Origin of the sequence: Streptomyces sp. NPDC005202 (assembly GCF_040608235.1) — a bacterium.
Taxonomy (GTDB): domain Bacteria; phylum Actinomycetota; class Actinomycetes; order Streptomycetales; family Streptomycetaceae; genus Streptomyces.
In genome coordinates this window covers 75,060-87,705 of record NZ_JBEXHW010000031.1, presented here as the reverse complement: position 1 = coordinate 87,705, position 12,646 = coordinate 75,060, and the positions used below count along the sequence as shown (strand labels likewise).

The window sequence follows — 12,646 nt, the reverse complement described above, 5'->3', positions numbered from 1 at the left end:
CGCACCCACCCCATACGACAACGTCAGCCTTCAAGACCACAACCAGGTCTTGAAGGCCGACGTCACGCCCGGCCCCGAATTAACCAACAGCGTCGTCTTTGACCTGCGGGGCCTCCGCGTCTTCCAAGTTCTACGGCCGACGGCTGCGACCGCTGTCCATGGAGACGGAGGTGAGCGACCCCTGCCGTTGCAGGGCCTGGTCCGCAGGGCCGCAAGCGGGGACTGGCCGTCGATGTTCTGGGGCGCGATCCGCTTGGAGAAAGCCCTGGTGGACCAGGGGGCAAGGACGGGGTCATCATCCACGGTGCGGCTGAACATCGCATCGGTGCGTTGGAGCTGCACACCGACGGCGAATGGTTCTGCCGGTGGGAAGGGCCTCACCATGGAGGGCGTGGCCGCAGGCGCCCAGACCGGGAAGGCCGCCGTCTACCGTCGCTGGCCGTCCAAGGAGGACCTCGTCGCGGACGCCCTGCAGGCCGGACTGCCGCGCGTCGAAGCGGCGCCGGACCTGGGCAGCGTGCGCGAGGATCTGCTCGCGCTGTGCCGCCAGGCCCGTGAGGCGATGTTCTCGCGCCCTGGGTCCGCGCTTCGCGCAGTGATTCACGAGTGCGATCCCACCCAGGCGGAGCGCTTTCACGGTGTGATCTTCGAAGGTGTCGTGGAGCCGACAGTCAAGCTTCTTCGCGAAGTGATCACCCGCGGAATAGAGCGAGGAGAGGTGCGGCCCGACGCGGCGAACGACTACGTCCTCGATGCCATCCCGGCCATGATGATGTACCGCTCAAAGATGCGCGGAAGCGAATGGAACGATCAGGATCTCGAAGAGCTGATCGACCAGCTGATGGTTCCGCTGCTGCGGCCGAGCGACTCCTGAGCGCGGGCCCGGAGGGTGGTGAGGTTGCTGGGGGAAACCAGGGTGTCGCAGCGGGATCCGGTCGGCGTACGCTAAGGGCGCCATGCCCTACGAACCACCTACTCACACCGTCGAGCGCTCCCTGCGGGCCACAACCGGAGCGAAGGTCATAGCCGGTGTCGACGAGGTGGGGCGCGGTGCGTGGGCCGGCCCTGTCACCGTCTGCGCGGCGGTCACCGGACTGCGCCGGCCCCCCGTGGGCCTCACCGACTCCAAACTGCTCACCGTCAAGCGGCGCACCGAGCTCGCCGAGGAGTTGCAGAAGTGGGTGACGGCGTACGCCCTCGGGCATGCCTCCCCGCAGGAGATCGACAACCTGGGGATGACGGCCGCGCTGCGCCTCGCGGCGGTGCGCGCTCTGGAGTCACTGCCGGTCCGGCCGGACGCGGTCATCCTCGACGGGAAGCACGACTACCTCGGCGCCCCCTGGAGGGTTCGTACGGTCATCAAGGGCGACCAGTCGTGCGTGGCCGTAGCGGCTGCCTCGGTGATCGCCAAGGTTCACCGCGACAAAATGATGGCCGAACTGGGTATCGACCATGCAGACTTCGGTTTCGCGGCCAACGCCGGGTATCCGTCGCCCGTGCACAAGGCCGCGCTGGAGGAGCGGGGACCCACCCCGTACCACCGGCTGTCGTGGGCGTATCTTGATGCGCTGCCCCGGTGGCGGCACCTCAAGAAGGTCCGCGTCTGGGCGGACGGAGGCGTTCCGGAAATCGAGGGTCAGCTCGGCTTCGATTTCTGACGATTCCGCTCGCCCCGATGTGCCACCCGCCCACGCGGGCCGTACCAACATTTGATAAACATCAGCCCATGCCTCTCATTCCCGAGGAGCCTCAGATTCACGAGAGTGCCCAAGGTCCCCGCGCCACTCCGGCCACCGGCCGCACCGCGCCGACCCCCCGTCCCGTACCCGGCCCCCGCCCCGCGGCTCCGTCGCGCCCCGGTCGTCCCGGTCCCCTGCGGCCCACGCCGCAGGTGCAACGTACGCCGCGGGAAGTGGCCGCCGCCAAGCCCGGGCCGGCGGGTCCGGCTGCCCCCGCGGCCTCGGCGACCCCGCAGATCCAGCTGATCCCGGCCTCGGCCGAGGGCGCGCTCGACGCCGCCGAGGAAGCGGTCGACCTGCTCCTGGAGTCGGGCCGCGCCCCCGGTGACGTGCTGGTGATCACCACCGGCGAGCCGCACCCGTGGGCCGCCCACGAGCTGTCCTTCGGCGAAGCCTCCTACTGGGCGCAGCACGACGCGGGCGACGACGTCTTCTACGCCGACGCCGCCGTGGCCTCCCGCGCCACGTCCCGTCCCGTGGTCGTCGTCGCCATCAACGGCGGTCCCGACGCCGCTGCTGCCGCGGCCCTTTCCCTGGCCCACGCCCGGGCAGGTGCCCTGCTGATCGTCTGCGGCGACCCGCAGCAGATCAACTCGGTGCTGGGCGCGGGCGTCTGAGCCGCTTCCGGGACGTCCGGGGGCTCTGCTCTGTACGTCCGGAGGGACGTCGAGGGTGACAGGCGCCCTTGTGGCGCCACTGCACGGCGGGGGTTTCGGCGTGCGCGGATGACCGCGGGCGGTCCGCGCCCGCATGCCTCCGGCACGCTCCGACAGCGGGCCTCACTCTCCGAGAGGACCGCCGGTCGTCGTACGGGCGGGGCGCGGGGTGTTGCCGTGGGGCCCCTTGCGCCGTGCGAGGGGCGCCGACGGCAGGAAGGCCCCGGCGGAGCATCCCGACGGTGTCAGCGGGCTGCCACCCGGCGCAGGACCTCCGAGGCGGCGCCTCCGGTGCGCGGCAGCGGCGGCGGTATCTCGGAGGTGCCGAAGGGTTCGGGTGCCGAGTCGGCGTTCGGGCGGCGACCGCCGCGGTCCTCGCCGAGGACCTGCCAGCCGTCCCGGGTCAGTGTGATGTACGCCCCGCAGCGCAGCCCGTGCAGGGTGCAGGCGTCACGCAGGCCCCACATCCACGCGCCGTCCTCCTCTGTCCAACGCGCGTCGCCCTCACGGCAGTAGAGCAGCACGGCGGTGCGCACCGGGGTCCGGCGCCGCAGATCGTGCGGGATGACCCGACGCAGCTGGGAGAGCAGCGCGTTGCGGAACATCCAGCCGTCGGCAGGGGCCGGGCGAGGGGTGAACGAGGCGCTCGCCCGCAGCCGTTCGTCCGGGTCGAGAACCGCGACGACGGCCGTCGCCGGCCTGGGATGGTGCCGGGCGTGCAGTCCGGTGACGACTTCCCTGGGGTTGCGCAGCAGAGGGATGCCCGCAGCGGCCCACTCCGCGGGTTCGAGCACGCGAGTGGCGGAGGCGGCGGACGTCGACAACGATGCCGCCGAGGACGGAGCGAATCCGAAGGTCACGGTCCTCCCTTCGGCTACGCGCCCACACTGCGGGCGGGGTTGGAATCGGGGGAGCGCACACCGCAGGAGAGCCCTACCGGATCACGGCCGAGCCGTGCGGGAGCGGACTTCAATTCTTCCTGTCGAACTTGGATGCGGCAACGAGCAATTGGGTCCACCGACTGTTATCGGGTGACCCGTGGCTTATATCCCTACCCATTGTGTTGCCGTACGACGCCGGAGGCGTTCGAGTCCGACACGTTCCTACGTCATGAAGGCGTAAGCGGTCCAGAGGGATGCACGCCCCGGCACACCACCGCACGCGGGTGGGCGCCTTGCCGTGCCGGAGTACACGACTTGCGCGGAGCGGTAGCGGCGCCGGCTCAGGAGGGATGCGCAGGAAGCGGCGCCGGGCTCAGCTCGGCCACGTAGGCGCGTGCGCAGCAATGCCGGGCCTGCGCGGGCGAGGCGCGTGCCGAGCGATGCGGCCCTGCTCGGCCAGGCAGGCGCGTACTGAGCAATGCCGGACCTGCTCGGGCGGGCATGTGCGCGTGGAGCCCTACGCGGTGTCCCTGCTCGGGCGGGCATGTGCGCGTGGAGCCCTGCGCGGTGTCCCTGCTCGGGCGGGCATGTGCGCGTGGAGCCCTGCGCGGTGTCCCTGCTCGGGCGGGCATGTGCGCGTGGAGCCCTACGCGGTGTCCCTGCTCGGGCGGGCATGTGCGCGTGGAGCCCTACGCGGTGTCCCTGCTCGGGCGGGCAGTTGGGGACGCATGCGCGGAGCGGTGCCCGGTGTCACCGGTCCTCAGCCCCGCACGGCCAGGACCAGCGGCAACACCCCCTGTGCACCAGACCTTCTCAGCAGGCGGGCGGCGACCGCGAGGGTCCAGCCGGTCTCGGTGCAGTCGTCGACGAGGAGCACGGGACCCGGGGTCTCGGCGAGGGCGGAGGCCAGGGCGGGCGGCACGGTCAGGGCCCCGTCGAGGGCCTTGAGGCGCTGGGCGCTGTTGCTGCGGGACACCCGGGGCGCGTCCCCGGTGTACTCCACGGTGCCCAGCAGCGGCAGCCGGCCGATCTCCGCGATGTGCGCGCCCAGGGACTGGATCAGGCGGGGCCGGGTGCGGGAGGCGACGGTGACGACGCCGACCGGGCGCGGCTGCGCGTCCGCCGCCTCCGTGGCCCAGCCGCCGGGACCCTTTGCCCAGTCGGCGAGCATGCCCACCACGGCCCTCGCCACGTCCTCCGGCACGGGGCCGTCGGGCGCGTGGGGCGCGAGCATCGGCCGCAGCCGGTTGCCCCAGCCGATGTCCGACAGGCGTCCCAACGCCCGCCCGGTCGAGGCCTGTTCACCGGCCGGAATACGTCCCTTGAGATCGACGCCGATCGCCGGGAGCCCCGTCGGCCACATGCGGCGGGGCTCCACCTCGACACCGGCCCTGCCGAGATCCACGCGCGCGGCGTCCAGCGCGGCCGTGGACGTGTCCGCGGTGAAGCGGGCGCCCGCGCAGTTGTCGCAGCGGCCGCACGGCTTGGCGCTCTCGTCGTCCAGTTGGCGTTGCAGGAACTCCATCCGGCAGCCCGTCGTCGCCGCGTACTCGCGCATCGCCTGCTGCTCGGTCTTCCGCTGCCGCGCGACCCAGTCGTAGCGCTCCGCGTCGTACGTCCACGGTCGGCCGGTCGCGACCCAGCCGCCCTTGACCCGCCGGACCGCCCCGTCCACGTCGAGGACCTTGAGCATGGCCTCCAGACGGGAACGGCGCAGTTCGACCAGGGGCTCCAGAGCGGGCAGCGACAGCGGGCCGTCCGCGCGGGCGAGCACGTCGAGGGTACGGCGCACCAGGTCCTCGGAGGGGAAGGCGAGGGACGCGAAGTACTCCCAGATCGCCTCGTCCTCCTTCCCGGGAAGCAGGAGCACCTCGGCGTGCTCGACACCGCGCCCGGCGCGGCCCACCTGCTGGTAGTAGGCGATGGGGGAGGAGGGCGAGCCGAGGTGCACGACGAAGCCGAGGTCGGGCTTGTCGAAGCCCATGCCGAGCGCCGAGGTGGCGACCAGGGCCTTGACCCTGTTCGTGAGCAGGTCGTCCTCGGCCTGCTGCCGGTCGGCGTTCTCCGTCCTGCCCGTGTAGGAGGCGACGGCGTGCCCGCGGTGCCGCAGAAAGGCGGTGACCTCCTCGGCGGCGGCCACGGTGAGCGTGTAGACGATCCCGGACCCGGGAAGATCGTCGAGGTGGTCGGGGAGCCAGGCCATCCGGTGCGCGGCGTCCGGCAGCCGCAGCACGCTCAGGCTCAGGCTCTCCCTGTCCAGCGGGCCGCGCAGCACCAGGGCGTCCGAGGCGCCGCCGGTCCCCAGCTGTTCGGCGACGTCGGCGGTCACGCGCGCGTTGGCGGTGGCGGTGGTCGCGAGGACGGGGACGCCCGGCGGGAGCTCGGTGAGCATGGTGCGCAGTCGCCGGTAGTCCGGGCGGAAGTCGTGCCCCCAGTCGGAGATGCAGTGGGCCTCATCCACGACGAGGAGCCCGGTCGCGGCGGCGAGCTTGGGCAGGACCTGGTCGCGGAAGTCGGGGTTGTTGAGCCGCTCCGGGCTGACCAGCAGGACGTCGACCTCGCCGGCGGCGATCTCGCCCTGGACGGTGTCCCAGTCCTCGGTGTTCGACGAGTTGATGGTCCGGGCGTGCATACCGGCGCGGGCCGCGGCCTCCACCTGATTGCGCATCAGCGCGAGCAGCGGGGAGACGATCACGGTGGGGCCGCTGCCCCGCGCCCGCAGCAGGGAGGTCGCCACGAAGTAGACCGCGGACTTGCCCCAGCCCGTGCGCTGGACCACCAGGGCTCGGCGCCGCTCGGCGACCAGTGCCTCGATCGCCCGCCACTGGTCCTCGCGCAGCCGGGCCGTGCCCGTGCCGTCGCCGACGAGACGGGCGAGAACCGCATCGGCCGCCGCCCGGAGGTCCGCGTTGCTCGTGTGCTCCATGCGTCCCATACAACAGGACGCCACTGACAACGGGACACGAGCCGGGACGGCGGCGCGGGAGGTGTGGTCGGCGCCGGCTGCGCTGCCGCGCCCGAGCGAGTCGTCCATCCTGTCGAGCCGGACCGGATCGGACCGCATCGGCCCCGCCGTGACGCCCGCCCGCTGGACTTGACGTGTCCCTGGTCGGAGTTATCCACAGGGCAAAGCGGAATTTTCTGTTCCGCGAGATCGTCGGCGCATGACGAATCACAGCGAAACGACGGGATCCTCCGGGCACGGCGACATCACGTACGACGGACACGGCCCCGAACACCAGGTCACTCTCCGCACCCCGGCCGAGCTCGCCGACGCTCTGCCGTATCTGCTCGGGTACCGGCCCGAGGACAGTATCGTCCTGGTCGCCCTGCACGACCGGGGCGGACACGGCCGGTTCGGCGGCCGGGCCAGGCTCGGAATCCCCCCGAGCGAGGACGACTGGCCGTCTGCTGCCCGGCAGCTGGCCCACGGCCTGATCACGGGCAGCGAGCGCAGGGGCGCCAAGCCCGAGCAGATGGTCGCCTTCCTCTGCCAGGAGCCGGCCGCGGGTGAGTCGGGGCTCCAGGTCAGGCAGCGGTTGGAGCCACTCGCCCAGAAGCTGCGCACGGAGTGCGGCCGCCTCGACGTCCCCGTGATCGAGGCACTGTGCATCTCGGACGGCCGCTTCTGGTCGTACTGCTGCCCGACCGAAGGATGCTGCCCCGGCGAGGGGCTGCCCATGGGCCTGCCCGGCACCTCCGTGCTGGCCGCCGCGGCGACCTATGCCGGGATCCAAGTGCGTGGCAGCCTGCGCGAGTTGAGGGCCAGGCTGCTTCCCTGGCAGACCTCCGCGGCCTTGGAGCAGGAGATCGCCCTGGACGCCGCCGGCAGGGCCCTGGTGCCCAGGATCCTCGACGAGGCGAGCCGCGCGGCGGTGGCCGAGGAGACCCTGGAGCTCGCCGAGCGTGTCATGTGGCGGTACGCCGAAGCGCCTTTCGTCACCGGCATCGCCCCCGCGGACCTCCACGACGACGACCTGCTCCACCATGAGGAAGCCGCAGCGCTGATCCTCGGCCTGCAGGACCGTACGACACGCGACCGCGCGGCGGAGTGGATGGAGGGTGACGAGGCCGGTCCGGCGCTCCGGCTGTGGCGGGCCCTGGCACGCCGCTGCGTCGGCCCGTACGGCGAGCACGCCGCGGCGCCGCTGACGCTGGCCGGCTGGGTCGCCTGGTCGACCGGTGACGACCTCGAGGCCCGCGAATCCCTGGCCATGGCACTGGGCGCAGACCCCGATTACCTCTTCGCCCGTCTCCTGCACCAGGCCTGCAACGAGGGCCTGGACCCCGAATCGGTCCGTCGCTGCCTGCGCGCGGAGCGCGAGGAACGTGCGCGGTCGAAAGCCGGAGGGGCCGACGCCCGGGACGCTGGGGACGCCGAGCCCCGGGAGAACGGGGAGGTCGCGGCCGTCGAGGACGTGGACGCTGCGGCGCCGCACCATACGACCGGCGCCGGCCAGATCTGTCCGTCATCGGTGCCGGAAGCGCAGCCCCGTCGTCGACGCCGGACCCGGGCGGACGGCCCGGGGCCGGCCACTCCACGGCCGGACGGCACCCGCCCGGCAGCGTCGCGAGCCGACAGTACGCACCCGGACCCTTCCCGGTCGGCGGGCCGCACTCGTCCGCGCACATCGGCGAAGGGCGCTGCACGTCGCCGAGGCGTCGGCAGGCCAGGCGAGAACCCCGGCAGCGACGTCCCCGAGGGGAACAGGTGAACGACCAGTGGGCAAGGGGCGCCCGACTCGCTCGATGCCGCCCCCTCCGCATCGGCGGGCCGCTTCCTCCGCCCGGCCGCCAATCGGTCGGCTTCCCCGGCCACGAGCGTGACCCGGACGAGCCCCGCTCCGTTCACCTGAGTGGCGGAACGCCTGGCCGAGGCGGGCCGCCGCACCTCCCTTGCCCCTTCGGAGCCCGCGCCAGGCGCCGAACACGCCCGAGGCCCACAGAGCGCAGAGGAAGCCCCCATGCCCCAGCCGACTCCGCCCTCCGCCGCCGGCGACCCCGCCGCCTCCGGCAGCCCCGTACCGTCCTCGAAGGGAGGTACGAGCCCTCCGCTGCTCGCGGCAGACAGGGGCAACCACCTGCCCTCGTCTCCGCCTGCCCCGCGAAACGCCCGGTCGCCGGTATCACGGTCGGTCCCGCGCCGCTGCGTGGACCTGCCCCCGACCAATGACGCCATGATCTGCGTCGCCCTCCCCGGGCTGGCGATCTCCACCGCGCAGGGACAGCTGAACGGCCGTGGGCTGGAGGGCTTCTACCGAGCGGGTCGGCGCCTGCTCTCCCGCTGCCAGGTGCGGGTCGCCGGACGCGAACCGCTCACCGTCCAGGCCCGGATGACCGCGGCCGACCGCGCCCGCTTCGTGGGCACCCTGCGTGCTTCCCCAGGCTCGGGCACGGGCCCGGACCCGGACGTGGTCGTGGAACGCACGCGCGACGCGGACGGCACGGAACGGATCACGCTGCACAGCGCGGCCCGACGCCCACTGCGCCTGCCCCTTGAGGTGGCCCTCGGCACGGACCTCGCGGACCTCACCACGATCGCGTCCGGCCGGGCAGGCGGCGAACTCCCCGCAAGCGTCCGCGACTCGGGCCTGCGCTGGTCCTGCGCCGCCGCAAGCGCGTCGGTCACGGCCGACCCGCCGCCCGCGGACGCGCTGGCCTCCGCGGGACTGCTGCGCTGGGAGTTCGAACTGCCCCCGGGCGGCACGGCGAGCGTGGAGCTGCGAGTACGACAGGACGGCGCGGGACCCGTCCGGGCCGTTGGCCGCGCCGCGACGAGCCCCTTCGCAACCGCGCAGGCCACGGGCGACGCTCCCGGAGCCCAGGCGCTGCTGCGCACCGGCATCGAAGACCTCCGGGCGCTGCTGCTGCGCGATCCGACGCATCCCGCCGACCTGCACCTCGCGGCAGGGGCGCCCTGGCGCTGCGGCCTGGCCCCTGCCGAAGCGCTCGCCGCGGCCCGGATGGCGCTGCCCCTCGGCACCCGGCTCGCGGCAGGCACGCTGCGCACCCTCGCCCGCACCCAACTCACGGTCCCCGGAGCCCGGTCCGGCCTGATCCCCGGGCCCCGGCGGGACGCCGGCCCACACCTTCCGCCCGACTGCACCGGCACGGAGGCCACCCTGCTCTTCCCCGCGCTGCTCGCGGAGGCCCGCCGCTGGGGACTTCCCGAGCACGAGACGGAGGAACTGCTGCCGTCGGCCGAGCGCTGTCTGACCTGGCTGCGGACGGCCGTGGGCGACGGCACGTACCTGTGCGCCCCGCTGCCCGGCGGTCCCGCCCGCTGCGAGACGCAGGCCCACGCCCACCGTGCGGCACTGCTCGGCGCCGATCTGCTCGACGCGTTCGGCCGACCGGGCGCCGCCGAGCTGCGCCACTGGGCGCAGGAGCTGCGAACGGCGTTCCGGGAGGACTTCTGGGTCGAGGACCGCGGCGGCGGCAGGCCGGCCGTCGCCCGTGCCCCGGACGGACGCCTCCTGCCCCACCTGGGCGCCGCCGCCGTCCACCTCCTCGACACCGGCCTGCTGGGCGGGGGCGAACAGGCGCCCGGACTGCTGGACAAGGTGCAGACCGAACAGCTCGCCCGGCTGCTCGGAGGCACAGCCATGGACTCGGGCTGGGGGCTGCGCGGGCTCGCCGCGAAGGAGGCGGGGTACAACCCGTTCGGCCACCGCGCCGGCGCCGTACGGGTCCAGGAGACGGCCGTCGCTGTCGCCGGCCTGGCCGCCGCAGGCTACGAGAAGGAGGCCGGTTCGCTGCTGGGAGGCGTCCTGGCGGCGGCCGAGGCCTTCGGACACCGGCTGCCCGAGATGTATGCCGGGGAGCAGCGCACCGACGGCAGTGCCCCCGTTCCCCATCCCGCGGCCTGCCGCCCCTCGGCCACGGCGGCGGCGGCCGGGGTCCTGCTGCTGACCACCCTCGCGGGAATCCGCCCCGATGCCCCGGCCGGGACGGTCACGCTCCGCCCCGTGCGCAGCGCGCCGCTCGGCGAAGTCGGTCTCACGGGGCTGCGGGTCGCCGGCTCCCCCTTCTCGGTGAGGGTCAGCAGGCTCGGACTCGCCCTCGTCGAGGAAGCGGCCGACGGATTGCAACTGGGAGTGTGACCTCGTATGACGCGGCACCGGAGAACGGCAGAAGCGCACCGTGACACCCGTGGCGGACCGAAGTGGATCAGCCATCGATGCGACCGAGGAAGGGAGTGTTTATCGTCAGGCAGACGACTATGATCGCCGCATGCCCTACGACCCGTCAGCCTTTCCACCCTTCGCCGTCACCGTGGACCTGGTCGTGCTGACCGTGCGCCGCCATGCCCTGTGCGCGCTGGCGGTGCGCAGGGGCGAGCCCCCCTTCCAGGGGCGCTGGGCGCTCCCCGGCGGCTTTGTACGGGCCGACGAGGACCTGGCGCAGGCCGCGGCGCGCGAGCTGGCAGAGGAGACCGGACTGCGCGCCCACGATCCGTCCGCCCCCGCCCAGGACAACGGCGCCCACCTGGAGCAGCTCGCGACCTACGGCGACCCCAAGCGCGACCCCCGGATGCGCGTGGTCAGCGTCGCCCACCTCGCCCTCGCTCCCGACCTGCCCGCACCGCGGGCGGGCGGCGACGCCAGCAACGCGCGCTGGGCGCCCGTCGAGGAGCTGCTGCAGCAGGGCGGATACGGCCGCGACGGCGAGCCGTTGGCGCCGCTCGCGTTCGACCACGCCCAGATCCTGGCGGACGGGGTGGAGCGCGCCCGCTCCAAGATCGAGTACTCGTCGCTGGCGACCGCGTTCTGCCCGCCCGAGTTCACAGTCGGCGAGTTGCGGCGCGTCTACGAGGCGGTGTGGGGCGTGGCCCTCGACCCGCGCAACTTTCACCGCAAGGTGACGGGCACCCCGGGCTTCCTGGTGCCGACCGGGGGCACGACCACCCGCCAGGGCGGCCGGCCGGCCCAGCTCTTCCGCGCCGGCGGTGCCACCCTGCTCAACCCGCCGATGCTGCGCCCCGAGGTCTGACAGCGAGCACTCGGCAAGGAGGCGAGCGGGCCCCGGAGCAGCCGCCCCGCGAACCGATCTTTCTTGCGAGCGGCGAACAAGGGACCGATTGGTGGCGTCAACAATTACCGAAAGGGTGTCGCGATACCCGAAAAAAACGGACATAACGCGCTATCTTGCTGCGGGTGATCCAGGCCTTCGGACTGACCAGCGACCACCGCAAGGACCTTCCGCCTGCCGTCGACGATGTCTCCTTCGAAGCGCACGAGGGGCGTGTCACCGCAATCCTCGGAACGTCGGGCGCGGGCAAGACGGCGATGCTCCGACTCATGCTCGAACTCCAACAGGGCCGCGGCATCACCTACTTCAGGGGCCGCCCCCTGCACCGCATCGCCCACCCGTCGCGCGAGGTCGGCGTCCTGCTGGGCGACGTCCCCGGACATCCCTCCCGCACGGTCCGCGGCCACATGCGCATGCTGTGCGCCGCGGCGGGCGTCCCGGCCCGGCGCGCCGACGAAGTCCTCGAGGTCGTCGGCCTCGTCAGCCTGCGCGACGAGCGCCTGGGCACCCTGTCGCGCGGCATCGACCGCCGTCTGGGCCTGGCCTGCATGCTGCTGTCCGATCCGCACACGCTGGTGCTCGACAACCCGGCCGACGGACTCTCCACCCGGGAAAGCCGTTGGCTGCACGGCATGCTGCGGGCCCACGCGACCCAGGGCGGCACGGTCCTGTTCACCACGGCCGACCCCAAGGAGGCGGCGCGCACGGCCGACCACGTCGTCACGCTCGAGCAGGGCAGGCTCGTCGCCGACCAGGAGGCCGCGGACTTCGCCCGCACCCGGCTGCGCCCCCGTGTCGCCGTCCGCAGCCCGCACGCCGCCCGCCTCGCGGCGCTGCTCACCAAGGAGGCCCGTACCGCGCACCGCTCCGTCGAAGTCGTACGGGAGGACGGCAACCGTCTGTCCGTGTACGGCAGTACATGCGCCGATGTCGGTGAAGCCGCATTCCGTCACGGCATCCTCGTCCACCAACTCGCCGATGAAGTCGGGGACATGGGGCCCGGCGCCGGATCGACGCCGTCGGGCGCGACACAGACCGCGGGGGAGCCCCAATCCTCGGCGGCGTCGTCGGCCGCCGAGAAGCGGCAGGCGCCCGCCGACACGCCGCTCGCCGGACAGCGAGAGCCCGCCGGAAACCGCCGGTTCGGCGACGCTCACCCCTCCGGCGACGGAATGCCGCATGGCGCGGCACTGCCCGAGCCTGCGACAACCACCACCGACAACACCGCGCGCGAGTCGGACACATCTGTCGCCATGTGTCCTGAGGATGCATCCGGCCCCACCGGTCCCGAAAGCCCATCCGTCACCGCTGGTCCCAAAGGCTCGTCCGTCACCTCGGG

Annotated in this window: 8 protein-coding genes and 1 pseudogene; 7 read left to right on the top strand and 2 right to left on the bottom strand. The window is 73.1% G+C overall.

Going from position 1 to position 12,646, the window contains the following annotated elements; all coding sequences use genetic code 11:
- Window positions 1-373: 373 nt before the first annotated feature.
- The 3 genes and pseudogenes from ABZV31_RS30945 to ABZV31_RS30935 all read left to right on the top strand — a co-directional run.
- Window positions 374-874: pseudogene (locus ABZV31_RS30945) on the top strand (TetR/AcrR family transcriptional regulator); the annotation flags it as partial.
- 82 nt (window positions 875-956) lie between these two features.
- Window positions 957-1,658, top strand: a complete 702-nt coding sequence (locus tag ABZV31_RS30940; RefSeq protein WP_355900201.1) for a ribonuclease HII — start codon at window positions 957-959, stop codon at window positions 1,656-1,658.
- 68 nt (window positions 1,659-1,726) lie between these two features.
- Window positions 1,727-2,356 (top strand): hypothetical protein, encoded by a 630-nt coding sequence (locus ABZV31_RS30935; RefSeq protein WP_355900200.1) that lies wholly within the window; start codon window positions 1,727-1,729, stop codon window positions 2,354-2,356.
- A gap of 284 nt (window positions 2,357-2,640) precedes the next feature.
- Here the strand turns inward: ABZV31_RS30935 and ABZV31_RS30930 are convergent, their stop codons facing one another.
- Window positions 2,641-3,255 carry a hypothetical protein gene (locus ABZV31_RS30930; protein WP_355900199.1) on the bottom strand — a complete coding sequence of 205 codons (615 nt, stop codon included), beginning with the start codon at window positions 3,253-3,255 and terminating at the stop codon, window positions 2,641-2,643.
- Window positions 3,256-4,036: 781 nt separating this feature from the next.
- On the bottom strand, window positions 4,037-6,202 hold the full coding sequence (locus ABZV31_RS30925) for a RecQ family ATP-dependent DNA helicase (protein ID WP_355900198.1): 2,166 nt from the start codon (window positions 6,200-6,202) through the stop codon (window positions 4,037-4,039).
- 238 nt (window positions 6,203-6,440) lie between these two features.
- On the opposite strand from ABZV31_RS30925, the gene ABZV31_RS30920 reads away from it, so the two are divergent.
- The 4 genes from ABZV31_RS30920 to ABZV31_RS30905 form a co-directional block, all read left to right on the top strand.
- Complete coding sequence (locus ABZV31_RS30920) at window positions 6,441-7,991, top strand: DUF4192 domain-containing protein (RefSeq protein WP_355900197.1); 1,551 nt, start codon at window positions 6,441-6,443, stop codon at window positions 7,989-7,991.
- A 462-nt stretch (window positions 7,992-8,453) separates the two neighbouring features.
- Window positions 8,454-10,379, top strand: a complete 1,926-nt coding sequence (locus tag ABZV31_RS30915) for a glycogen debranching N-terminal domain-containing protein (RefSeq protein ID WP_355900196.1) — start codon at window positions 8,454-8,456, stop codon at window positions 10,377-10,379.
- 130 nt (window positions 10,380-10,509) lie between these two features.
- Window positions 10,510-11,268 carry an NUDIX hydrolase gene (locus ABZV31_RS30910; protein ID WP_355900195.1) on the top strand — a complete coding sequence of 253 codons (759 nt, stop codon included), beginning with the start codon at window positions 10,510-10,512 and terminating at the stop codon, window positions 11,266-11,268.
- A 164-nt stretch (window positions 11,269-11,432) separates the two neighbouring features.
- A partial coding sequence (locus tag ABZV31_RS30905; protein WP_355900194.1) for an ABC transporter ATP-binding protein occupies window positions 11,433-12,646 on the top strand: 1,214 nt, incomplete at its 3' end.